The following is a 22,042-nucleotide window of genomic DNA, read 5'->3' on the forward strand; positions in this document are numbered from 1 at the left end:
TTACACAACCACGCGTCAATTCCATGTCAGACAAGTCTGAAAATCTATGAACAGATGCCGAATTTTTGACTCAGCTCACGGTTTCACGTCGGTGAATATGAATCTACGTCACAAATTTAGCGACGTGAATTAGACGTTAAGCATCGGAACGTCGACCTTCGGCAGCAGCCGCGATGTGAAATAGCGATCCTTGTAATAGCGGATCTTGTCGCACTTCACCGGATGCGGTATGCCCTCGTAGAGGAATACTTCCTTGTCCGGCCCCATCGCCTTCAGCTCCTGCGGCAGCATCAGTGCACGCCGCTCTTCGGTGAAGTTGTGGGTCTTCTCACGGGCATGGGTGACGTTCTTCTTGCGGACGGTGGTGTAGCCCAGCATGTCCGAGTAGTCGTTGGCGTCCTGCTGCTCGCGCGGCGCGTACAGGATCTGCAGTGCGTGGTTGGTGATGATCGTGCGTGACACTTCCCGGCCGTAGGTGGCATCAAGCTGGGACATGCTCTGGATGATCGGCAGCAGGCGGATGTTGTAACCGGCCATGTAGGACACCGCCGAGGCGATGATCTCGACCTTGCCGATCGAGGTGAATTCGTCCATCAACAGCAGGCACTGGTACTTCAGGTCCGGGTTGGACTTGGGCAGTTCCTTGGTGTTGAGGTTGATCAGCTGGCTGAAGAACAGGTTGATGATCAATCGGCTCTCGGCCAGCTTGTTGGGCTGGATGCCGATGTAGATGGTCATCTTCTTCCTGCGCACGTCGGTCAGCAGGAAGTCGTTGCTGCTGGTGGCCTTGTCCAGCACCGGGTTGATCCAGGGATTGAGCGGCTCCTTGAAGGTGCCCAGGATCGAGGCGAAGGTCTCATCGGCCTGGGACAGCATGTTGGCGAATGCCGAACGTGCGTTGCCACTGAGGAATGACCGCTCCGACAAGGCCTTGAGGTACTTCTTCAGGTCTGTGCCGTCGCCCGATGACAACCGGTAGACAGCGCCCAGCGTCGGCGTGCCCGAGCCGCCCGGGAATCCGCTGCTGCGCTCGTCATCCCAGTTCTCGAACAGATACAGGGTGAAGGCCATGAACGCATTGCGCGCCTGGCTGACCCAGAACTTCTGGTCCTCGGCACCATCCGGATACAGCATCGCGGCGATGCTCATCAGGTCCGAGACACGGAACGCCGGGTCATCGGACACATAGCTGAGCGGGTTCCAGCGGTGCGTGCGCCGATCTTCAGCGAAGGGATTGAACAGGTAGATCTCCTGCCCTTGGCTGGCACGCCAGCCACTGGTCAGGTCGAAGTTCTCCTGCTTGATGTCCAGCACCACCAGCGATTCGCCGTACTCCAGCAGGTTCGGGATGACGACGCCCACGCCCTTGCCTGAACGGGTAGGCGCTGCAAGGATCACGAACTGCTGGCCGTCCAGCCGCACCAGCTTGCCGCCATGGCTGCCAACCACGATGCTCTGGCCGGTCTTCTTGAACATGCCGTGCTTGGACAGGTCGGCGCCGGTGGCAAAGCGCGCGTCGCCGTGCAACGAGCGCTTGTCCTTCTTCAGTAGCAGCACCAGGCCGGTCACCAGCAGCACCAGCAGCGGCAGGCCGAAGCCGAGATAGCCGGCCCACTTGATCTTGCCCACGAACGGCGCGACCTGAGGCTGGCCCAGCGCGTTGAAGTACTGGTAGTAGGTGTTCCAGGTGAACAGCTTGGTGTCCAGCCCCAGCAACAGCAGGGTCAGGTAACCGGAAAACACGAAACCAAGCAGCAGGGTCGCCAGCGTGATGATGGCGATGAGCAGATACTTCTTACTGGGCAACACCCGGATCCTCCATGATGCGCACAAGGGCGCGACGGCCTAGCGGCGGCGCCAGCGCGACGCCTTCTTCCGCAGGTGGTTTTCGTTCTCCAGCCCGGGCTCTTCGCCCTCTTCACGCACCAGTGCCTGCAGGCGTTGGCGCGCTTCGGCCAGCGACATCAGGTCGGTCAGACGATCCCCATCGTCGGCGACGACCGCATGGCCGACCACATCGCCCGGAGCGTACACCGGCGCGTAGGACACCGCTACCAGCTGATAGCGGCCGCGCGTCTCCAGCACATGCCTGAATTCCTGCATCGACATCCTCCTTGTTCCAGCACTCCGCAGCCCCTGTGTTTCGCATCATGCCGACGTCCATGTCGTCATTACATGCAGGACGCCGACAACAATGCGCCGAACCTGCTTTCGTACCGAGCCCGTGCCCGGCTTGCCGCAACCCCACGGATCAAACGCTGATTTACCCTCAGCATGGCTGCTGCTGTTGCGGTGCAGCAGTACAATGCACGGCTCCCCGCCCCCATCGCGCCCCCGCATGAGCCCCAACTCTTCCCTGGCTGCGCGGCTGACGCCCCGTCAGCGCACCCTGATCATCCTTGCCCTGTCCCTGGGCGGCTTCGCCATCGGTACCAGCGAGTTCGCCAGCATGGGCCTGATGCTGGAGATCAGCCGTGGCCTGTCGATCTCCGAAACCCAGGTCGGCCACCTGATCAGCGCCTATGCCATCGGCGTGGTCGTCGGTGCGCCGATCCTCGCCTTCGTCGGCGCCAGCTTCCCGCGCCGCAAGCTGCTGCTGGCGCTGATGGGCTTCTACGCCGTCGGCAACCTGGCCAGCGCCCTGGCCCCGAACTACGGCACGATGCTCATTGCGCGTTTCGTCGCCGGCCTGCCGCATGGCGCCTACTTCGGCGTGGCGATGCTGGTGGCCGCCGCGATCAGCCCTGCCGGCCAGCGCGGCCAGGCGATGTCGCGCGTGTTGCTGGGCCTGTCGATCGCGATCCTGGTCGGCAATCCGCTGACCACCTGGCTGGGCCAGCAGCTGAGCTGGCGCACCGCCTTTGCCCTGGTCAGCGTGCTGGCCATCGCCACCGTGGCGATGATCGCGCGCTTCCTGCTGCCGGACCCGGACGAGGTGCGCACCTCGCCGATGCGCGAACTGCGTGCCTTCAACACCCCCCAGGTGTGGCTGGCGCTGGCGATCGGCGCGGTCGGTTTCGCCGGCATGTTCTGCGTGTTCACTTACCTCGCGCCGACGCTGGTGCAGGTCACCGGCGTGGCCGAATCGTGGATGCCACTGGCCGTGGGCGTGTTCGGCATCGGCGCGATCATCGGCAACATCGCCGGTGGCTGGCTGGTCGACAAGTTCCACTTCAAGGCCGCTGCGGTGGTGCTGCTGTGGTCGATCGTGATGCTGCTGCTGTATCCGCTGGCCGCGCAATCGGTGTGGACCATCGGCCCGATGATCATCACCGTCGGCACCATGGGTGCGCTGGCGGCAGTGCTGCAGACGCGCCTGATGGACGTGGCCGGCGAAGCCCAGACCCTGGCTGCCGCCTCCAACCATGCCGCCTTCAATACCGCTAACGCGCTCGGCCCGTGGCTGGGCGGCATGGCGATCAGCGCCGGCTTCAACCCGGCCAGCACTGGCTACGTCGGTGCAGCCACCGCGATCGGCGGCCTGCTGCTGTGGTGCGTGGCGGTGATGGTGGACAAGAAGCGCAAGATCACCGTCACAGGCAGCCACTGAACACCGCGCCGGGTCGTCAGCCGTTGCCCATGCGGCGGCGGCGATCCGGTCGCAGCATCGCCACGTCGCCGGCCGCCAGCGTCGGCCGCGCCAGCTCACCGCGCTTCACGCGGTCCAGCACCCGCCGGGAATTGGCCGCGCAATCGATGCCCTCCGGCCGCGCCTGGATATCTTCGATCAGGGCCAGCAGGTGCGCACGGCTCTCTGCCAGCCGCAACTGCAGCGCTTCGATGTCGGCCACCTTCTGCTGCAGCATCGTGATCAGTGCCTCGTGCTGCCATTGGCCCATGTCCGGCGGCAACAGCGCGCGGATTTCTTCCAGGCTGAAACCGGCGCGCTGCGCACCGGTGATCAGTTCCAGCAGCAGCACCGCCTGCTCCGGATAATCGCGGTAGCCGTTGGCCTGGCGCTGGACCACCAACAACCCGGCCTCTTCGTAGAAGCGGATGCGCGACGCTGCCAGGCCCGTGCGGCGGGCCAGCTCACCGATCTTCATCTGCCTGAATCCTCGACATGGAAGCCTGTTGACCTTCAATCAAACTTGAAGGTTAGCGTAGCCCCATTCCCCTGTCCTGGAGCTGTCCGATGTCGCTGTTCTCGCCCCTGGCACTACCCTCCGGTGCCGTCATCCGCAACCGCATCGCCAAGGCGGCGATGGAGGAAAACATGGCCGACGCCGACCACGCTCCCTCCGAAGCGCTGCTGCAGTTGTACCAGCGCTGGGCCGACGGCGGCGCCGGACTGATCATCACCGGCAACGTGATGGTCGATGGGCGCGCCATGACTGGGCCCGGCGGCGTGGTACTGGAGGATGACCGCCACCTCGACCGCTTCACTGCCTGGGCGGACACTGCCCGCTCGCGGGGTGCGCAGATGTGGATGCAGATCAATCACCCGGGGCGGCAGATGCCGGCCGCACTCGGTCAACCCGCGCTCGCGCCGTCGGCCGTTGCATTGCAGATGGGCGCGCTGTCCAAGCAGTTCGCACCGCCGAAGGCGATGACCGAGGACGACATCGACTCGGTGATCGCGCGCTTCATCCGCAGTGCCGAACTGGCCGAGCGCGCCGGTTTCAGCGGGGTGGAGATCCATGCCGCGCACGGCTACCTGCTCAGCCAGTTCCTGTCGCCGTTGTCGAACCGGCGCGAAGACCACTGGGGTGGCAGCCTGGAAAACCGTGCGCGCCTGCTGCTGGAGATCGTGCAGGGTGTACGCGCGGCGGTGGCGCCCACGTTCGTGGTGGCGGTGAAGCTCAATTCCGCCGATTTCCAGCGCGGCGGTTTCTCGCCCGAGGATGCGCGCGCCGTGGTGGAGATGCTGGCCCCCCTCGGTGTGGATCTGGTCGAGCTGTCCGGCGGCAGCTATGAAGCACCGGCCATGACCGGCGCCGCACGCGACGATCGCAGCGTGGCCCGCGAAGCGTACTTCCTCGAATTCGCGCGCGAGATCGCCACGGTGGCAACGATGCCGCTGATGGTCACCGGCGGCATCCGCCGCCGCGAAGTGGCAGAGCAGGTGTTGGCCAGCGGCGTGGCCATGGTCGGCATCGCCACGGCGCTGGCGATCGAGCCGGATCTGCCGCAGCACTGGCAGCAGGGCCGCGATCCGGTGCCGACACTGCGCAACATCAACTGGCGCAGCAAGCCGCTGGCGGCCAGTGCGCACATGGCCGCAGTGAAGTATCAGCTGGGCCGGTTGAGCCGGCGCCGCCCCACCGCACCCACGATTTCACCGGTATGGGCCCTGCTGCTGGCACAGGCGGCCGCAAAGTGTCGGACCCGCCGCTACCGGCGCTGGATCGGCGCCCGCGCCCTCGCACACTGAGCCGCGCGGTCTTCTCATCGCCGCAGCGATGCTCCACCATCTGCAGGATCGGCGGCAGTTCCGCCGCCGGTCGCAGCATGGAGACGGAACCCACGTGGCAGCAGGATCGACCAGGAACCGGGAGAAGCTGCTCGATGACCTGCTCTCGCTGGGCCGTAACTGGGCGCTGGCGATCGCCATCGCAGGTGCCGGGGCTGCCGTCCATTACAACGAATCGGTCTACGAGGCCGGGCTCTGGCGCGGCCTGTTGCCCACGCTCTGCTTCCTGGTCGCGATCATCTGGATTGTGCTCAGCATCATCCGCTTCGACCTGACCATCCAGCAGCACTTCGAGCGCAAGCTGTCACGCTGGCTCAGCCGCCTGCTCTACGTGGTGCTGCTCGGTACCGGCATCACCGCCGTGTTCTTCGTCACCGAGCTGGCAGAGAACAATCATATTGCGCGGATGTGCGACTCGGTAGCCAACGAACCCGGCAGCCGCATCCACAGGTCGGCCGAATGCCAGCGCCTGTATCAGCACCGCGCTGCCTACCGGCAACGGCTGGAATCGGCCGAGGGTGAGTTCGACTGAGCAGATGCGTGGGCGAAGGCGCACGAGGACTCACACAGAGGTCCAGCACGGGTGGATTCGAAATAGTTGCATGGACTTCATTGCAACGCGACGCGACCCTCTCTTGCCGGAAAGCCGTGATCGAACACAGTCCATGAAGTTACCCATCGCCCACTCCCGCCTCCCCGCCCGGCCCCGGAAGATCGACAGTGAAGTGCGCATCTTCAGGCGCTATCACCAGTACGCCATGTTTGCCATCGGGGCCGTACCACTGGCAATACTCCTGTTCGCCCGCGCACCCGAACTTGGACTTCTCACCGCACTGGGTGCGGCAGCGGTTTTCACGCTGTCGGCGTTGATCCTCGCCTTCGCTGTCTATCCCCCTCGACGGGACCGGGTGGCACTGGAACATGATCGTCTGGTATTCCAGCACCGTGCTCCTCTCCCGTTCAAGCAGATCCGGTCCTACAACCTGGACGATCATGTTGATCTGACCCTGATCGATGGACCGAGCGTGCTGCTCCAGCGCACACGGGCATCGACGCATGAATTCTCAACCTTCCGGGACGCGCTGGCAGAGGCTCTCGCGAAGCGGCCCGCCAATGCTGCCGCCGCTCCGCAACGTCGCCACTTCTTCGGTGCCTGGCCCGCACGCGCTTGGGGTGCGGTCCTGTTGCTGGCGACGGCGGCACTGGTGATCACGGGCGTACTGCAGGGCTGGCCGTTGTACAAAGCACCGATGCTTGGAATCGTGCCCGTGGTGGGCATTGGGCTATTGCTATCGCGCCGCCGTCACTGATTACGTCGTCGGCGAAGTACACATGGCGTGGATGTGCATTCGGGCACAGTACGCGCGCCGCTCACGCTTGGAACCATCCAGCCACCATGCTTCACGCGCCTGCCCCCGCACATCACGATGCCATTGCCCTGCAGGCGGGAGTGCTCGGCAGCGTGTTGGGCGTGGCTCTGTACAAGGCCATCGCGTTGTCGGCGCTGGCGACCGGATCCTTGATTGTGATCGGGCTGTGGCTGCTGGCCTGTGCGCTGCTGGCTGCCTGGGCACTGGCCGCCTGCCTGGCCTGCCTTGCGCTCAGCCGGCGCGTATTCGTGCTGATGCTGGCGCTGAGCATGATGCTGATGATCTGCGTCGCCTGACAGCAGCAGGCGCCGGACTATCGCGCATCTGTTACAGAATAACAAGTGCGATTGGTCGGATTGTCTGCGCCCGGTGTCACGGATTTGAATTCCATGGCCAGCCCGGCACCACCCGAGACCTCCCCATGATCCTGCAGCGCCTGCTTCGCGCCTCCCTCACCGCCTTTGCCCTGGCCCCGCTCAGCGCCTGTGCCACGTATGACGACAGCAACATGCACCAGGCCTGCGAGGAGTCGCCGCATCTGAAGGACCTGCCGCCCGAAGTGGCTGCCCGCGAGAGCCGCTGCAACAAGAGCATGGAAGTGTGGTCGAGCGAGCGCAAGGGCAGTGACAGGCCGATCGACCTGAGCGGCAAGAAGAAGGATCTCTGAGCCGCCGGGCATCTTGATCGTTCCAATGCATGCGGATGACCAGCCCGTCACGATCGGGGGGGGCAGGATAAGGCCTCCCCATCACGACGACTTTCCCGATGCCGGCCACTGGTCACCCTGTCATCCATGCCTTTGAAGCTGTGTTCGACCTGTCTGGCGGGGTGGAGCGCATTACGGCGCTCACTGTCATCTGCCGGCATTGCTCTGAAACCCGCTCGGCCAACGAAGACAATCTGGTCCAGCTGCCGGGCGGCGCCTTGTTCCGCTGCGACGGATGCGGCAGTCATCAGGCGGTGAGCCATGCGCGGGTTGCCGATTGGCAGGTGAATTCGCTTCTGGGTGTCTGAGGCTGCAATACGACGGTGCCACGACGCAGGCTGTTGGCGCAGGGATGATGGTGCAGTCAGAGGGCGCCCCGTGAGCCATCTCGTCCGCCGCGCAGGGCCGATGACAGCCAGGGCAAAGGAGCTGTGCAGGGCGCAATGACATCACCTCGGCTAAGCTGCGGCACCTTTCTTCGCGCACGGCCATGCATCCCTTCCCCCTTCCTGTCTCGGCACCCGATCAACTCGCCTACCGACTGCTGCAGGACAGCGACTGGGCCCGTTCCACCGACGCGATCAACACGCCTCCCGAACTTCGCGCTCTGCTGGCGATGATCCTGGATTCTCCGGAGCCGCTGTGGATCGCATGGGGCCGCGACAACAAGGCGTTCTTTTTCAACGATGCCTACCTGCCGATGCTGGGCGGCAAGCTGCACGGCGCCATGGGCAGCCGATTGGAAGACGTCTGGGCGGACGTCTGGGCCGACGTCGTCGATGCTGTCAACGACGCCTTCGGCGGCACGAGCCGCAGTTTCAAGAACATGCCGTTGATGATGGACCGTGATGGCACGTTGCGCGAGACATTCTGGACGTTCTCCTACTCGCCGCTGCGTGCCGGTTGCGGAGGCGTGGCCGGCATCATCTGCATGGTCAGCGAGCAGACCGAACGGGTGATCGAACGCGACCGGCACACCCGCCAGGTAGCGGCCATCACCGAGCAGGCACGCGAGGCCCATCTTGAACTGGTACGCGCCCGCGAACAGCTGCGGCAGTCGCAGAAGCTGGAGGCCATCGGCCAGCTGACCGGCGGCGTTGCCCACGACTTCAACAATCTGCTGCAGGTCATCACCGGCTCCGTAGACATGCTGCTGCATACCTGGCCGGCCGAAGATGCGCGCCTGCGCTATGTACAGGCGATCGAAACCGCCGCTGACCGCGCCACTCGCCTGACCGCCCAGCTTCTGGCGTTCTCGCGCAGGCAGAGCCTGTCGCCGCAGGTATTCGACCTCTGCGAGAGCATACGCGCGCTTTCAGACATCATCACCACAGTGCTGGGTGCACGCATCTCCGTGTCGGTGAACCTGCCCGACGCCCCGTTGCCGGTGCTGCTGGACCGGACCCAGCTCGACACCGCACTGATCAACATCGCGGTGAACGCGCGCGACGCCATCGACGGCCACGGCAAGGTGACGATCGATGTGGAACAGCTGACATCGGTGCCTTCCGTGCGGTTCGCGGCGCCGATGAAAGGCAACTTCGCTGCGATCAGCGTCAGCGACACCGGTTCCGGTATCGATCCGTCCGTGGTGGACCGGATCTTCGAGCCATTCTTCACCACCAAGGGAGTGGGCGCGGGCACCGGGCTTGGCCTCAGCCAGGTGTTCGGCTTCGTCAAGCAGTCCGAGGGCGAAGTGGACGTACAGAGCCAGGCCGGTGTCGGTACGCGCTTCACGCTGTATCTGCCGCTGGCGCAGGCAAACGCCTCCATCGAGCTGCCGACCGCGCAACCGGGATTGCTGCATGGTCACGGATTGTGCGTGCTGGTGGTGGAAGACAATGTGGATGTGGCCGAATTTGCAGTCGGTGCGCTGCGCGAGCTTGAGTACAACGTCGTACTCGCGCGCAATGCCGACGAAGCACTGGCGGAGCTCGAGCGCGACGCTGCGCGTTTCCACGTGGTGTTCAGCGACGTGGTCATGCCCGGGACCAATGGGCTGGATCTGGCCCGCACCATCCGCAGCCGCCTGCCCGATCTTCCGATCATCCTCACCAGTGGCTACAGCGAACTGCTGGCCCGCGATCCAGGCCACGGTTTCACGCTGCTGCGCAAGCCCTACTCACTGAAGCAGCTGGCCTCGGTGATGACCGAGGCCAGCTGTCGCTCGCAGACGATGGTGACTGCGTATTAGCCGGCAGATCACCGGGTCGGACCGGTCCAGGAAGCAAGCGCTGAATCGAGGCCGGACATATCCCCGCGTGTGCCACAGGCCCAGGCAACGATGCCATCCGGGCGCACCAGCAACGCCCCCAGGCCCGACGCCGCATCCCCGGTATCTGCGGCGCAGGCGATGGAAGGTTGCCAGCGTCGGCCATGCTGCGGCGGCGAAGAGGCCGGGTCGAAAACAAGCAGCGCCCCCTGCCCCGCTCTCAGCAGTTCGCCCAGACGGCGGCCATCGACCAACCGGAAGTCCGGCGCGCTCCTGCCGACCAGCGGGTGGTCTCCGTCAAGATCCAGCTGCTGCGAAACACCCCAGATCCGCTCGGCCAGATACGTGGCCCCATCGCGGGTGCCGGCCAGGTCGGCCATGATCGCTGCCAGCGCGCGCGAACCGGGCCCGGGTCGCATCAGCGCAACCTGCGCGCGCGACCAGTCCAGCACCTTGGCACCCACCGGATGGCGTTCCGCGTGATAGCTGTCCAGCAGCGCCTCATCGGCCTTGCCCCGCGCTACGGCGGCCAGCTTCCAACCGAGGTTCATCGCATCGCCGATGCCGAGGTTCAGTCCCTGGCCGCCCAACGGCGAATGCATGTGCGCGGCATCACCTGCCAACAGCACACGTCCGCTGCGATAGGCCGTCGCCTGGCGCGCAGCATCGGTCCATGTCGTGGCCAGGTGCAATGCAGTGATCGTTGCCCCGCGGCCAGACACCCGCCGCAGCAACGCTTGCGCGGTGTGCCGGTCCAGTGGCGTGCGATGGCCGGCGCCACCATCGAAATCGGCCAGCGCCAGCATGCCTGGCGGGTTGAAATTGCACATCCCGTGATCGGTGAACTGTCGGCCTGGTGTGAGTACACACCCATCTGCCAGTTCGACCAGCAGCGTGTAACCGGTGAACTCTGGCCCGGTTCCAGCGAAGAGGAAGCCCGATTGTTTGCGTACCGTGCTGCGGGCCCCATCACAACCGACCAGCCAGCGGCCGTGGACCCTGCCGGAGCCGGTGTGCACGGCAACCTGCGCCTCGTGCGCATCCACCGCCTGTACCGCACGCCCGCGTTCGATGCGCACGCCCAGCGCAGTCGCACGTTCGGCAAACACCGCTTCCAGGGCCTGCAGCTCCACCGCCATCTGGGTGCCCACCGGTGTCGGCAGGCGCCAGCTCCAGCGCGTCTGGTCCACATCGTCCAGTGCAAATGGAATACCCGCGAAGTGCCCACCCAGCGCACGCGGCTGCGCCAGCCAATGGGCGGTGCCGGGCGGCGGCGCGCCCTTGTCGGGCTTGAGCACCTGCGTCGCGGCGACCGCGTCCAACAGGCCGCGCCGATCCAATGCCTCCAGCGTAGGGGCGTTCAAGCCGCGGAGCCCGAATGGCAAGCGCTTCAACGGCGAACCGGCGGACCTGGCCTGTTCCAGCACCAGCACTGAACACCCGGCCAGGGCCAGTTCACAGGACAGGAACAGGCCCACCGGGCCAGCACCGGCAATGACGACGTCGTACAGCATGGGGAATCCTTGTGAGCGCCGGGTCGGCGCTCTGGCGGGTCAAATGTTACACTTGGTGTACGTTTCCACAAGTGAACCGCCCATGACCCCGCCTCCAGGTCGTCGCGAACAACGCAAGGCCGAGACCCGACAAGCGATTTCGGACGTCGCCACCGAGCTGATCATCCGGCGTGGCTTCGAGGCCGTCTCCATGTCCGAAATCGCCGAAGCCGCGGGCGTCTCACGCAAGACGGTCTTCAACTACTTCGCCAGCAAGGAAGACCTGGTGTTCGATCGCGATGAGGAGGCGCGCATGCTGCTGCGCGAGGGCATGATGGCGCGCAGCGGCATGACCCCGCTGGCGGCCTTCCAGTCACTGGTGCGCGAATTGCTGGAGGCTGGCCATCCGCTGCTGCGCATCAATGCCGGCGCTGCCGCCTTCTGGGGCACCGTGGCGGAGAGCCCGGTACTGGTCGCGCACGCGCGACGGCTCCAGGCGCAGTTGACTGACGACCTGGCGCGATTGATGGCCGACGCTGCCGGCCGGCCAGAACATGACGCCGAAGCGCGATTGGGCGCGGCCATGCTGCTGGCGTCGATGGTGGCGGCCTATGAGAAGGGATTGGCAAGCCAACTGCAGGGCGAGGACCCGCGTGAGGCCATGCTGCAGCTGATCGTGCGCGGCGCCACCGGGGTACTGGTGGCCTTGGCGGGCACCCCGTATACGGACCCCGGCGCGCGTCCATAACGCATTCGGGGGATAGGTCACGAAGTGTTGCAAATGCTAATCTTTCTCATTTGCAGACACACCCCCTCTCCCGATGCCTTTTCCAATGCCCCTGAAACGCGCCTTGTGCCTGGCACTGACCCTGCCCCTGGCAACCCTTGCCCATGCTGTCGAGCCCTCCACTGCCGCGCCAAAGGACCTGGACAAGGTCGAAGTTCGCGGACGTGCACAGACCCTGTACCGGGTGGACGATGCTGCGGTCGGCACCCGCACGGATACACCGCTGGAGCTGGTCCCACAATCGATCCAGGTCATCCCGCGTGAACTGATCGACGATCAGGCCGCGCGTCAGGTGACCGACCTCTATCGCAGCATCAGCGGCATCAGCTACTTCAGCTATGCCGGGGTGACCCTGCGCGGCTTCCGCCAGGAGAACGTGCTGTATGACGGCCTGCGCGGCGACCCATATGCAGGTTTCTCGGTCCCGCAGTTGTTCAACATCGAGCGCGTGGAAGTGCTGAAGGGACCGGCAGGTGCGCTGTATGGCGGTGGTGATGCAGGCGGCGTCATCAACTATGTAACCCGCAAACCGAAAGCCAGTGCCGGACGCAACATCGAGATCCAGCTGGGCGACAAGAACTTTCGTGCCGGATCGTTCGAGGGTACCGGGCCGTTGAATGCCTCCGGCAGCGTGCGCTATCGCGCCGGGCTGTATGCCGACAGTGAAAAGGGCGTGCGCTGGAACACCGACAGCGAAAGCGTGATCGGCGACGCCTCGCTGGCCTTCGACATCGGCCAGACCGGCGAGCTGGTGCTGCAGTTCACCGACATCACCCAGAACCTCGGCGGCAACCGCCTGCGCGGCGTGCCGGTGAATGATGCGGGCACCTTCCTGACCGATCGCCGCTGGAACCACAACGAGGCCAGCGACTTCCTCGACATGCGCGCCAAAGTGGCGCTGGCGCAGTACCGCTTCGCACCACGCGACAATCTGGATGTGGACTTCGCCGCTCGCTGGTTCAGCAACAACGAGCACCAGATGTACCACGAGCCGATGGGCCTGATCGATCGTGACCGCGATGGCGTGGCCGAGTGGATGACCCGCCAGCTGCGCAACCAGATCCGCGACAACGAAGCATTCACTGCCAACGGCAATGCCGTCTGGCGGGTGACGACCGGCGCGGTTGAGCACAAGGTGTTGTTCGGTGCCGATGTGTACCAGCTGGATGCGGATTTCACTGCACAGACCGCCAACAGCGCCGACCTTGCCCGTGGTGCGGGGCCGGTGCGCGGCATCGACCTGTTCAATCCCGTGTACGGCGCCAGTACCTGGCACGACTACAACCTGGCGGCCCTGCCCTGGCGCAGCACGTCCACCCGCAGCACGCGCTATGGCGGCTACCTGCAGGACGAACTGGCACTGGGCACACGCTGGCATGTGCTGGCCGGGTTGCGCTGGGATGGCTTCAAGGACGACGACCGCATTGCCGGCAGCAGCGTGGACGGCAACGACCTCAGCTGGCGGCTGGGCAGCACGTTCACCGTGCGCGAGGGCCTGAATGTCTACGCCAACGTGGCCAGCGGCTTCGTACCGCAGAGTGCTGCCAACCAGAACCCCGCCGCTGGCGGGCCGTTCGATGCCGAGCGCAGCAAGCAGTGGGAAGTGGGCATGAAGTCCCTGCTGGCCGACCGTGTGACCTTGAACATGGCCGCCTACCGGATCGACCGCAGCAATATCGTGCAGGCCACCGGCGAAGTGATCGGTGGCGTGAACCAGTTGGCCGCGCTGGGCCTGGTGCGCAGTACCGGCATGGAGCTGGATCTGCTGGCCGACCTCAGCGAGCGCTGGGTGCTGAATCTGACCTACGCCTACAACGATGCGCGGGTGAAGGATGCAGGCCCGAATGGCATCACCAACGCTTCCGGCGACCGATTCGCCAATGCGCCGCGCAACAAGCTGGGGCTGTGGACGCGTTATGACCTTCCGGCGATCAACTCCGCCATCGGCTTTGGTGCTGACCATGTGGGTGAGCGCGTCAGTCTGGACGGGCAGACGGTCAAGGCTTACACCGTGTTCGACATGAGCTGGAAGACCACATGGAAGCAGTGGCAGTTCCAGGCCAACGTCAAGAACCTGTTCGACAAGGTATATGCAGCCAGCGGTTTCATCGCGCGCAACGGGCATTTCCCGGGTGAGCCGCGGCGGGTGTACGTGCAGGCCGCTTACAGCTTCTGACGCAGGGCTGGGGGCGGTGATGACGGGGAGGTGGCAACCCACCTCCCCTGTGGGTGTCAGTGCGAGCAGGCCACCAGCATCGAGCGGGTGGCCATCTGGGTGGAAGTGAAGCCGTTCTTGTTGCCCACCGCGATGGCGTTGCCGTCGTCGCCATCCTTGCTGAAGACTACATAGCCGCCTGGGCACATCTGTCCGGCCTTTTCGTAGCAGCCACTCCAGGAACTGGAGCCGCTGCAGTCGATGGAGACGCCGCGCCGGCCATCAGGGGTAACGGTCATCTTCGCGGTGGTACAGCCACTCAACGCGGCCACGAGCAACAACGGAACGAACAACTTCATGGGTACTCCAGGGATTGGGGGGCAGCGAGTGGGCGCCAAGGCTGGAGTGCCTGGATTGCGCGAACCTTGCGCCGACAGCGTGTTTCCTGCGTCACCACAGCCGTGCGGAAGATCGGGAAGGCACGCCATGTTCACGCAATGTTCCTGTAATACGGTGCCGGCGCGTGCCGGACCGCCCTGCCACGCCCTTCCTGCCCAAGCCCTGCCGATGCACATCCTGCTGATCGAAGACGAAGCCGAACTGGCCGCCACCCTGAAATCCGCCCTGCAGCGCGAGCGCTACGTGGTGGACCTGGCCAACACGCTGGCACTGGCCCGCGAAGCGGCCCTGTGCGGTTCGCACGATCTGGTGCTGCTGGACCGCACCCTGCCCGACGGTGACGGGCTGGGATTGATTTCCCTGCTGCGTGAGCGCAACCCCGGGGTGCCGATCATCGTGCTGAGCGCGCTGGGGCAGCTACCGGACCGCATCGCCGGCCTGGATGAGGGCGCGGACGACTATCTGACCAAGCCCTTCGCGCTTGAGGAACTGTTCGCCCGCATCCGCGCTGCAGGGCGCCGGCCGAGCGGCATGCAGGTGGAACTGGTCAGCATCGGCCGGTTGGTGTTCGACCCGGCATCGGGTGAAGCCAGTGTGGGCGGGCAACGGCTTGAGCTGCCGCGCCGCGAGATCCGTGTGCTGACCGCGTTGGCCCGGCGGCTGGGGCGCACCGTGCTGCGCGAGTCGATTGAGATGGCAGTGTATGGATTCGATGACGGCATCCATTCCAATACGCTCGACTCTCACGTCTCGCGCCTTCGCCGCAAGCTGGCCGATGCCGATGCAGGAGTAGAGATACACGCCATCCGCGGCGTCGGCTATCTGATGCGGGAAGCCAAGTAATGGCGCGTCGTCCCTCGCTGAAGCGCCCGTTGATCGTCAAGACGCTGATCTATCAGCTGCTGGCGTTGCTGGTGGCGTTCTTCGCGCTGCTGATGGTGCTGATACGTGCCGACAGCGGTGGCTACTACACCATCCAGACCTTCGCGCCGGTGGCGGCCGACGCGGTGCACCGCGACCGCAATGGCGACCTCTACGTGCAGAACACGCCGGAACTGGCCGAACTGCTGAAGGTTGTTCCCGGTGCATGGTTCATCGCCGAGGATGAGCACGGCCACCACGTTACGTTCGGGCCTGTGCCGCCGGCCTATGCCTCGCTGGTTGGCGCACTGGATGGCATCCCCTTTGGCGACCTGCGCGGGCGCGACCGCAGCGATGGCCTGGCCGTCGTGGTCCGCCAGCACAGCGGGCCGGCCGGCAAGCTGACCATCATGGCCCACGGCGAAACCGATACGCTGACCTGGCAGATGGCGTTGGCGGCACACATCATCACCCTGCCGATCTTCCTGCTGCTGGGCCTGGCCACCATCGTCCTGACACCGATCATCGTGAGACGAGCTCTGGCCGGGGTGGAGCGCATCGCCCAGGAAGCCCGCAACATCTCCGCCAGTCGGCGCGGTGTCCGCCTGACAGAAACCGCGGTGCCGGTGGAGATCGCTCCGTTGGTGACGGCGGTGAATGAAGCACTGGAGCGGCTGGACGAGGGGCACGAGCGGCAACGCCGCTTCATCGCCGCCGCCGCGCATGAGCTGCGCACCCCCATTGCGATTCTGAGGGTGAAGGTCGATGCGGCCGACGACGCCACCTCGCGCAACCTGGCCGTGGAAGTGGCACGGTTGGCGACGCTGGCAGAGCAGTTGCTGGATCTGCACCGCATGGACGAAGACGGGCCGAAGGAAACCATCAACCTGGCGCGGGTGGCCAAACGGGTGGCCGCCGATCTGGCGCCGCTGTTGATCCAGTCGGACAAGACCGTAGCCGTGGCGGTGGAATCGCACTTCCCGGTGTTCGGCGAGACCGGCGCAGTGGAGCGGGTAATCTCCAACCTGGTGCTGAATGCTGCCGAACATGGCGGACGCCAGATCATCGTGCGCGTTCAGGGCAGCTGCCTGGAGGTCGAGGACGACGGCCCCGGCATACCGGTCGACCAGCGCGAACGGGTTTTCGAACCCTTCCAGCGGCTGCGGCCACGGCAGACAGGCGCAGGACTGGGGTTGAACCTGGTGCGCCAGGTGATCGACCGCCACGGCGGCCACGTCACGATTCTGGATGCGCCTGGCGGTGGTGCATTGATCCGTGTTGAGTTTCCACTGCACCCGGGCGTGACCAGCGCGCCACCGCTGGAGCACTGAACACACCGCGTGCACCTGTGTAACTGGCACCTGTCCATGCGATGCCGGTAGCGAGGACAGGCAAGGTTGCGGCAATGTTCGCTGCCCAGCATCGGGGTGTGGCACCTGCCGTGCCACCGCGTTCCGATCTGACAGGAAGCCTGCATGTGACCCAGGGAGCTCCGCCACCGTCCTCTTCCACGCGCACTGTGCCACCGCGGAATTCGCCGGGCCTTACCGCTGCCGCATGGAATCGCCACCCGCGCACTGGCCGTGCACTCGGCCTGGAACATTGGCCGCTCTGGCTGCGGGAAGTTCCCGAAGCCGAGCGCGCAGGTGTATTGATGCGGCTGTTCGGCGCCCTGTTCCTGCTGCTGCCCGGCATTGCACTGGTGGCTTCAACGTATAGGCACGCCAGCGCTGCGGCGGCCGCTGCTGTGCTCCTGTTCATTGCCGTGCATGCCGCGCTGCATGGGTTGGCGGCATGGCGCGCGGCAACCTCGCGCCCGATGTCACCACTGCTGCGCGTCCTGGATGGTCATGCCACCGGGATGATGATTGCCAGCGCGCTGCTGATCAGCATCGGTGCAGGGATGGCGAAGCTGCCTGTTCCAGCATTCTTCTGGTTGTTGGCCGGAGCGGTGAGTCAACTCTTCGCTGCGCGATTGGCAGGTCACCGGCTGCGCAATGCAATGCTGGTTCTCGGTAGCGCCCTGCAGTTCATCGCCGTAGCATTGCTCGCCCTTCTTGCCGCACGCTGACACAGCGATAGCCCCGCAAGGTTCACGCAACCCAGCGCATCGAGACTCGACGGCCAACCCCGTCTGCCACGCCAGACGTGTGTCTCTTCTGCTGCGAGGACCCGCGATGACCTGTCTCTACTGGATGCTGCGACGATGAGCGCCGCACCACGCAAGCGCCGCCGCGCGCTCATGATTGCTGCCGCCCTGCTGTGCAGCGCGCTGATTCTGTTTGCATGGTTGCGGCCCGCACCACCTCCGCAACTGCAGGTTGCGCCGGTCGTTCGCGGCAACATCGAACAGGTGGTGGAAGCCACTGGCACGCTGAAGCCCTCGCGGCTGGTCAGCGTGGGTGCGCAGGTCTCCGGCCGCATCGACACCCTGCATGTGAAACTGGGCGACAAAGTGAAAGCCGGCGATCCCATCGCCGATATCGATTCGCGTACTCAGCGCAATGCATTGCTGAGCGCGCAGGCCGCACAGCGCACCGCGCGCGCCAACCGCGATGCACTGGCCACCGACCTGCGCCAGTTCGAGTTGACACTGCATCGGCAGCAGCAACTGGCTGCCGTGCAACTGGTGGCCCGCGCCGACTTCGATGCAGCCCAGGCCAAGGTCGACGCCACCCGTGAACAGATCGCCGCGTTGGACGGTGAAGTTGCGCGCCGACAGACCGACGTCGATGTCGCGCAGACCAATCTCGAGTACACCCGCATCACCGCCCCCACCGACGGCACCGTACTGGCCGTGGTCGCGCGCCAGGGGCAGACCGTGAATGCGGTGCAGAGCGCACCGACCATCGTGATGCTGGGCAATCAGGACGTGATGACGGTATACGCCGAGATCTCCGAGGCTGACGTCGTACACACCGCTGTTGGGCAGGAGGCGTTCTTCACCATTCTTGGTGATGCCGGTCGCCGCTACAGCAGCAGGCTTCGGGATATAGCGCCAGCACCGGAATCGATCACCAACGAAGACAGTTCCAGCCTCGCCGCACCGGCGGTGTCGGGTGGCAGCCGCACGGCCATGTACTACAACGGCCAGTTCGACGTGGACAACGCCGATGGCCGCCTGCGCAGCTACATGACCGCGCAGGTTCGCATCGTGCTGGGCCGCGCCAACGACGTACTGACCATTCCCTCGGCCGCATTGGGGGCGCGCACCGCCGATGGCAGCTACAGCGTGCAGGTCCGTGGTGCCGACGGCCGCGCCAGCACGCGGCGCATCACCACCGGGCTGGATGACCAGATCCAGGTGGAAGTACGCGACGGGCTGAAGGAAGGCGAACAGGTCGTGCTGGCGCAGGCCAACGTCGAAGCCACCAGCGCACCCGCGCAACCCGAATGAGTACGACCATGACCGAGCCACTGCTGCGCGTTCGCGGCGTACGCCGTGAATTTGCCGCGGGCGAGCAGACACTGGTGGTACTCGACGGCATCGACCTGGATGTTCACGCAGGTGAACTGGTGGCCATCGTAGGCCAATCCGGTTCGGGCAAGTCCACGCTGATGAACATCCTGGGTTGCCTGGATCGCCCTTCCGCCGGCGTCTATCAGATCGCCGGGCGCGAGACCGCGCAGATGTCGCCTGATGAACTGGCCGAACTACGCCGCGAGCACTTCGGCTTCATCTTCCAGCGCTACCACCTGCTGACCGATCTGACTGCACTGAGCAATGTGGAGGTGCCTGCGATCTACGCCGGCATGCCTGCCGAAGCACGCCATGCACGGGCAGCCACCCTGCTGTCGCGGCTGGGTCTGGGCGAGCGCATGCAGCATCTCCCTGGCGAGCTCTCGGGCGGCCAGCAGCAACGCGTTTCGATTGCGCGTGCGCTGATGAATGGTGGCGCGGTGATCTTCGCCGACGAACCCACGGGTGCGCTGGATACGCATTCCGGAAAAGAGGTGATGAAGATCCTCGGCGAGCTGCACGCCGAGGGCCATACTGTGGTGCTGGTCACGCATGACATGGCCGTGGCCGAGCATGCGCAGCGCATCATCGAAATCCGCGATGGGCGGATCGTGGATGATCGTGCAACCGGTACAGCTCTGGCAGCGGGCGTGGCGACGCCAGCCGCGCCCCAATCCACGGGTAGCAGCGGCTGGCAGGTCTGGCGGGACCGGTTCGCTGAAGCCTTCCGCATGGCACTGCGCGCGATGAACGCCCACCGCATGCGCACCTTCCTGACCATGCTCGGAATCATCATCGGCATTGCTTCGGTCGTGGCGGTGGTAGCACTGGGCACCGGTGCACGGCAGGCCATCCTGTCCAACATCTCCTCGTTGGGTACCAACACCATCGAGATCTATCCCGGTTCCGGTTTTGGCGACCTGCACTCGGCGCGGGTGGAAACACTCACTCCCGGCGACAGCGTGGCCCTGGCCCGGCAGCCATTCGTGGACAGCGCCACCCCGGGTGTTGCCACCAGCGGCACCGCCCTGCGCGGCAATCGCTCTGCCAGTGTGCAGGTGCAGGGCGTCAGTGAGCAGTACTTCCGCGTGCATGGCCTGAAGCTCGGCGAGGGCGCCTTCTTCGGTCCACCCGGCGTGGCCGGCTACCAGCAGGTGGTGGTGATCGACGCCAATACCCGCGCACGCTTCTTCGCCGCGACCGACAATCCGATCGGGCAGACCCTGCTGCTGGGCAATGTCCCGGTGCGCGTGGTGGGTGTGGTGAAGAAGGACGCCGGTGCGGCCGGTGGTGCATCGCTGCTGCGGGTATGGCTGCCCTACACCACCGCAATGGCGCGCGTACTGGGGCAGAGCCACGTCTCCAGCATCACCGTGCGCGTCTCGGATGCGATCAGCATGGAAGCGGCCGAGCAGGCCATCGCGCGACTGCTGACTCGCCGCCACGGCAGCACCGATTTCTACATGAGCAACAACGCGCAGATCCGTAGATCCATTGAACAGACCACCGGCATCCTGACCATGATGATCAGCTCCATCGCTGCCATCGCACTGGTGGTGGGCGGAATCGGGGTCATGAACATCATGCTGGTCTCGGTGACCGAGCGAACCCGCGAGATCGGCGTGCGCATGGCGGTGGGCGCGCGACGCAGCGACATCCTGCAGCAGTTCCTGATCGAATCGGTGCTGGTCTGCCTGCTCGGTGGCGTGCTCGGCATCGGCGTGGCGCTGGCGCTGGGCGCGGTCATGGAGCTGGCCGATGCGGGCTTCAGCCTGGTGTTCTCCGTCAATTCGATTCTGGCTGCATTCGTGTGTTCCAGCCTGATCGGCGTTGGTTTCGGCTTCCTGCCGGCACGCCGTGCCGCACAGCTGGATCCTGTGGAGGCGCTGGTTCGATAGCCGCTGCAATTGCTCGCCCTGACGGCAGGTTCGCGCAATGTCTGCAGGGTGTACTACGGCTACCAACGATGTCCGCACAGGAGCTGGACGATGTTTCTGAAGACAGGAAGAACCGCGCTGATTCTGGCGGTCGCTGCGCAGCTGGTGTTGATGCCGTACGCCGGCGACGCCCATGCGCAGCGTGGCGGCCGCTACAACCCGCAGTGGAACCAGGACTACCGCGATCGGGAGCGCGATGCATGGGAACGGCGCGAACGTGAGCGGAATCATGAGCGCGAACGCGAGCGCCGGCACGATGCCAAGACCGCCGGTGTCGTGGTGGGCGTGGTAGGTGCAGCGGTGGTGGCCGGCGTGATTGCCGCTGCCGCCAAACGCGAGCGCGAGACCCGCGAGCGCGCCGACTACTGCATGAACCGCTACGGCAACTACGACCGCCGCAACGACACCTATCGCGGCTTCGACGGCTACACCTATCCCTGCCGCTGATCTGCAATTTTCAAGGAGAATCACCCATGACCAGGATCACTCTGTTGATCGCGCTGTGCACTGCCCCGTTGCTGGCCCAGGCCTCACCGACCGACCCGAAGCAGGCCTACATCGACGCCACATTCACCGCCATGGATGCCAACAACGACGGACGCGTTGACAAGGTCGAGTACGCGACATTTCAGCAGGAACGTTTCAGCAAGCAGGCCGATTCCATCGACGCCGCGTTTTCCGCGATGGACAGGAACAAAGACGGCAGGATCAGCAAGGAGGAAGCCAACGTGGTGCCGGAGATCGCGAAGTACTTCGCGGGCCTGGACGCCGATGGTGATGGCTATCTGTCGCTGAAGGAAATGCAACAGGCCATGGTTGCCGCTCAGACTGCAGACGCGCCAACAAAGTAAATGCAGGGCGGGGCGCTGAAGATGGATACCCATCCGGGCGCGGTGCGGGTTGAATACACCCTCTTCCCACGTTAGCCTCCGAGGTGCCCAAGGAGGGCTATCAACGGAGTGAAGCATGAAGATTGGATTCAAGCTGTCTGTTGCTATTGCGGCTGCTGCACTGACCCTGGGAATCGGCAGTGCCTCCGCGCAGTCCCGCTGTACCCCGTGCTACACCGCGTACGAGGCCTGCCTCGCAGCGGGCAATGGCGAGAAGGTGTGCTACCCGGCTTTTGCCCGCTGCCTGCGGAACAGCGGCTGCACCATCCCGTAAGTCACGCACTGCCGTGATGTGTGCCGGCCCCCATTTCGGGGGCTGGCATTGGCTGCCAGGCGCTGCCCCTTGCTACTGAAGAGGT

At 65.0% G+C, this 22,042-nt stretch carries 23 protein-coding genes; 18 read left to right on the forward strand and 5 right to left on the reverse strand.

Annotated elements, in window-relative coordinates:
* Positions 1-129: 129 nt before the first annotated feature.
* Both MG068_RS12940 and MG068_RS12945 read right to left on the reverse strand, forming a co-directional pair.
* Positions 130-1,809, reverse strand: a complete 1,680-nt coding sequence (locus tag MG068_RS12940) for a type IV secretory system conjugative DNA transfer family protein (RefSeq protein WP_132810393.1) — start codon at positions 1,807-1,809, stop codon at positions 130-132.
* A gap of 36 nt (positions 1,810-1,845) precedes the next feature.
* Positions 1,846-2,103, reverse strand: a complete 258-nt coding sequence (locus MG068_RS12945) for a hypothetical protein (RefSeq protein WP_006374755.1) — start codon at positions 2,101-2,103, stop codon at positions 1,846-1,848.
* A gap of 235 nt (positions 2,104-2,338) precedes the next feature.
* Here MG068_RS12945 and MG068_RS12950 point away from each other — a divergent pair, with 235 nt between their 5' ends.
* Complete coding sequence (locus tag MG068_RS12950) at positions 2,339-3,550, forward strand: MFS transporter (RefSeq protein WP_132810394.1); 1,212 nt, start codon at positions 2,339-2,341, stop codon at positions 3,548-3,550.
* 16 nt (positions 3,551-3,566) lie between these two features.
* Here MG068_RS12950 and MG068_RS12955 read toward each other — a convergent pair whose 3' ends face one another.
* The gene (locus MG068_RS12955; protein WP_132810395.1) at positions 3,567-4,046 is read right to left on the reverse strand and encodes a MerR family transcriptional regulator; all 480 of its coding nucleotides are present in this window, start codon (positions 4,044-4,046) and stop codon (positions 3,567-3,569) included.
* Between the two features lie 89 nt (positions 4,047-4,135).
* Between MG068_RS12955 and MG068_RS12960 the strand changes: the two genes are divergently transcribed.
* From MG068_RS12960 to MG068_RS12990, 7 genes are all read left to right on the forward strand, one after another.
* The gene (locus tag MG068_RS12960; RefSeq protein ID WP_132810396.1) at positions 4,136-5,374 is read left to right on the forward strand and encodes an NADH:flavin oxidoreductase/NADH oxidase family protein; all 1,239 of its coding nucleotides are present in this window, start codon (positions 4,136-4,138) and stop codon (positions 5,372-5,374) included.
* A gap of 94 nt (positions 5,375-5,468) precedes the next feature.
* On the forward strand, positions 5,469-5,945 hold the full coding sequence (locus MG068_RS12965) for a hypothetical protein (protein ID WP_049398236.1): 477 nt from the start codon (positions 5,469-5,471) through the stop codon (positions 5,943-5,945).
* Positions 5,946-6,078: 133 nt separating this feature from the next.
* Positions 6,079-6,723 (forward strand): hypothetical protein, encoded by a 645-nt coding sequence (locus MG068_RS12970; RefSeq protein ID WP_132810397.1) that lies wholly within the window; start codon positions 6,079-6,081, stop codon positions 6,721-6,723.
* 86 nt (positions 6,724-6,809) lie between these two features.
* The gene (locus MG068_RS12975) at positions 6,810-7,079 is read left to right on the forward strand and encodes a hypothetical protein (protein WP_049422469.1); all 270 of its coding nucleotides are present in this window, start codon (positions 6,810-6,812) and stop codon (positions 7,077-7,079) included.
* Between the two features lie 125 nt (positions 7,080-7,204).
* The gene (locus MG068_RS12980) at positions 7,205-7,450 is read left to right on the forward strand and encodes a hypothetical protein (RefSeq protein ID WP_132810398.1); all 246 of its coding nucleotides are present in this window, start codon (positions 7,205-7,207) and stop codon (positions 7,448-7,450) included.
* A gap of 98 nt (positions 7,451-7,548) precedes the next feature.
* Positions 7,549-7,797 carry a hypothetical protein gene (locus MG068_RS12985; protein WP_049422470.1) on the forward strand — a complete coding sequence of 83 codons (249 nt, stop codon included), beginning with the start codon at positions 7,549-7,551 and terminating at the stop codon, positions 7,795-7,797.
* Between the two features lie 182 nt (positions 7,798-7,979).
* The gene (locus tag MG068_RS12990) at positions 7,980-9,683 is read left to right on the forward strand and encodes a hybrid sensor histidine kinase/response regulator (protein ID WP_049422471.1); all 1,704 of its coding nucleotides are present in this window, start codon (positions 7,980-7,982) and stop codon (positions 9,681-9,683) included.
* Between the two features lie 8 nt (positions 9,684-9,691).
* On the opposite strand, the gene MG068_RS12995 is transcribed toward MG068_RS12990, so the two are convergent.
* Positions 9,692-11,215, reverse strand: a complete 1,524-nt coding sequence (locus MG068_RS12995; RefSeq protein WP_132810399.1) for an FAD-dependent monooxygenase — start codon at positions 11,213-11,215, stop codon at positions 9,692-9,694.
* 82 nt (positions 11,216-11,297) lie between these two features.
* On the opposite strand from MG068_RS12995, the gene MG068_RS13000 reads away from it, so the two are divergent.
* Positions 11,298-11,942 carry a TetR/AcrR family transcriptional regulator gene (locus MG068_RS13000; RefSeq protein ID WP_049398239.1) on the forward strand — a complete coding sequence of 215 codons (645 nt, stop codon included), beginning with the start codon at positions 11,298-11,300 and terminating at the stop codon, positions 11,940-11,942.
* Between the two features lie 73 nt (positions 11,943-12,015).
* A complete protein-coding gene (locus tag MG068_RS13005; protein ID WP_132810400.1) occupies positions 12,016-14,157 on the forward strand; it encodes a TonB-dependent siderophore receptor in 2,142 nt (713 codons plus the stop codon).
* 56 nt (positions 14,158-14,213) lie between these two features.
* Here MG068_RS13005 and MG068_RS13010 read toward each other — a convergent pair whose 3' ends face one another.
* Positions 14,214-14,495 (reverse strand): hypothetical protein, encoded by a 282-nt coding sequence (locus tag MG068_RS13010; protein WP_012511452.1) that lies wholly within the window; start codon positions 14,493-14,495, stop codon positions 14,214-14,216.
* Positions 14,496-14,703: 208 nt separating this feature from the next.
* On the opposite strand from MG068_RS13010, the gene MG068_RS13015 reads away from it, so the two are divergent.
* From MG068_RS13015 to MG068_RS13050, 8 genes are all read left to right on the forward strand, one after another.
* Positions 14,704-15,378, forward strand: a complete 675-nt coding sequence (locus MG068_RS13015) for a response regulator transcription factor (RefSeq protein ID WP_032128606.1) — start codon at positions 14,704-14,706, stop codon at positions 15,376-15,378.
* Complete coding sequence (locus MG068_RS13020; RefSeq protein WP_032128607.1) at positions 15,378-16,727, forward strand: sensor histidine kinase; 1,350 nt, start codon at positions 15,378-15,380, stop codon at positions 16,725-16,727. Before MG068_RS13015 ends, MG068_RS13020 begins: the two co-directional genes overlap by 1 nt.
* Positions 16,728-17,050: 323 nt before the next feature.
* Positions 17,051-17,467 carry a hypothetical protein gene (locus tag MG068_RS13025; RefSeq protein ID WP_132810401.1) on the forward strand — a complete coding sequence of 139 codons (417 nt, stop codon included), beginning with the start codon at positions 17,051-17,053 and terminating at the stop codon, positions 17,465-17,467.
* A gap of 135 nt (positions 17,468-17,602) precedes the next feature.
* Entirely contained in the window at positions 17,603-18,793 is a 1,191-nt protein-coding gene (locus tag MG068_RS13030; protein ID WP_132810402.1) for an efflux RND transporter periplasmic adaptor subunit, read from the forward strand.
* Complete coding sequence (locus MG068_RS13035) at positions 18,790-20,754, forward strand: MacB family efflux pump subunit (protein ID WP_132810403.1); 1,965 nt, start codon at positions 18,790-18,792, stop codon at positions 20,752-20,754. Before MG068_RS13030 ends, MG068_RS13035 begins: the two co-directional genes overlap by 4 nt.
* Positions 20,755-20,844: 90 nt before the next feature.
* Positions 20,845-21,240 (forward strand): BA14K family protein, encoded by a 396-nt coding sequence (locus tag MG068_RS13040; protein WP_132810404.1) that lies wholly within the window; start codon positions 20,845-20,847, stop codon positions 21,238-21,240.
* Between the two features lie 26 nt (positions 21,241-21,266).
* Positions 21,267-21,644 (forward strand): EF-hand domain-containing protein, encoded by a 378-nt coding sequence (locus MG068_RS13045; protein ID WP_132810405.1) that lies wholly within the window; start codon positions 21,267-21,269, stop codon positions 21,642-21,644.
* 115 nt (positions 21,645-21,759) lie between these two features.
* The gene (locus MG068_RS13050; RefSeq protein ID WP_032128612.1) at positions 21,760-21,957 is read left to right on the forward strand and encodes a hypothetical protein; all 198 of its coding nucleotides are present in this window, start codon (positions 21,760-21,762) and stop codon (positions 21,955-21,957) included.
* Positions 21,958-22,042 lie beyond the last annotated feature (85 nt).

Source organism: Stenotrophomonas sp. ASS1, from assembly GCF_004346925.1.
Classification (GTDB): Bacteria; Pseudomonadota; Gammaproteobacteria; order Xanthomonadales; family Xanthomonadaceae; genus Stenotrophomonas; species Stenotrophomonas maltophilia_A.

Excerpts from the sequence above, each read along its gene's own strand:
- MG068_RS12945 (WP_006374755.1), bottom strand. The coding sequence starts at position 2,103 with ATGCAGGAATTCAGGCATGTGCTGGAGACGCGCGGCCGCTATCAGCTG.
- MG068_RS12950 (WP_132810394.1), top strand. The coding sequence starts at position 2,339 with ATGAGCCCCAACTCTTCCCTGGCTGCGCGGCTGACGCCCCGTCAGCGC.
- MG068_RS12955 (WP_132810395.1), bottom strand. The coding sequence starts at position 4,046 with ATGAAGATCGGTGAGCTGGCCCGCCGCACGGGCCTGGCAGCGTCGCGC.
- MG068_RS12960 (WP_132810396.1), top strand. The coding sequence starts at position 4,136 with ATGTCGCTGTTCTCGCCCCTGGCACTACCCTCCGGTGCCGTCATCCGC.
- MG068_RS12970 (WP_132810397.1), top strand. The coding sequence starts at position 6,079 with ATGAAGTTACCCATCGCCCACTCCCGCCTCCCCGCCCGGCCCCGGAAG.
- MG068_RS12975 (WP_049422469.1), top strand. The coding sequence starts at position 6,810 with ATGCTTCACGCGCCTGCCCCCGCACATCACGATGCCATTGCCCTGCAG.
- MG068_RS12980 (WP_132810398.1), top strand. The coding sequence starts at position 7,205 with ATGATCCTGCAGCGCCTGCTTCGCGCCTCCCTCACCGCCTTTGCCCTG.
- MG068_RS12985 (WP_049422470.1), top strand. The coding sequence starts at position 7,549 with ATGCCGGCCACTGGTCACCCTGTCATCCATGCCTTTGAAGCTGTGTTC.
- MG068_RS12990 (WP_049422471.1), top strand. The coding sequence starts at position 7,980 with ATGCATCCCTTCCCCCTTCCTGTCTCGGCACCCGATCAACTCGCCTAC.
- MG068_RS12995 (WP_132810399.1), bottom strand. The coding sequence starts at position 11,215 with ATGCTGTACGACGTCGTCATTGCCGGTGCTGGCCCGGTGGGCCTGTTC.
- MG068_RS13000 (WP_049398239.1), top strand. The coding sequence starts at position 11,298 with ATGACCCCGCCTCCAGGTCGTCGCGAACAACGCAAGGCCGAGACCCGA.
- MG068_RS13005 (WP_132810400.1), top strand. The coding sequence starts at position 12,016 with ATGCCTTTTCCAATGCCCCTGAAACGCGCCTTGTGCCTGGCACTGACC.
- MG068_RS13010 (WP_012511452.1), bottom strand. The coding sequence starts at position 14,495 with ATGAAGTTGTTCGTTCCGTTGTTGCTCGTGGCCGCGTTGAGTGGCTGT.
- MG068_RS13015 (WP_032128606.1), top strand. The coding sequence starts at position 14,704 with ATGCACATCCTGCTGATCGAAGACGAAGCCGAACTGGCCGCCACCCTG.
- MG068_RS13020 (WP_032128607.1), top strand. The coding sequence starts at position 15,378 with ATGGCGCGTCGTCCCTCGCTGAAGCGCCCGTTGATCGTCAAGACGCTG.
- MG068_RS13025 (WP_132810401.1), top strand. The coding sequence starts at position 17,051 with ATGCGGCTGTTCGGCGCCCTGTTCCTGCTGCTGCCCGGCATTGCACTG.
- MG068_RS13030 (WP_132810402.1), top strand. The coding sequence starts at position 17,603 with ATGAGCGCCGCACCACGCAAGCGCCGCCGCGCGCTCATGATTGCTGCC.
- MG068_RS13035 (WP_132810403.1), top strand. The coding sequence starts at position 18,790 with ATGAGTACGACCATGACCGAGCCACTGCTGCGCGTTCGCGGCGTACGC.
- MG068_RS13040 (WP_132810404.1), top strand. The coding sequence starts at position 20,845 with ATGTTTCTGAAGACAGGAAGAACCGCGCTGATTCTGGCGGTCGCTGCG.
- MG068_RS13045 (WP_132810405.1), top strand. The coding sequence starts at position 21,267 with ATGACCAGGATCACTCTGTTGATCGCGCTGTGCACTGCCCCGTTGCTG.
- MG068_RS13050 (WP_032128612.1), top strand. The coding sequence starts at position 21,760 with ATGAAGATTGGATTCAAGCTGTCTGTTGCTATTGCGGCTGCTGCACTG.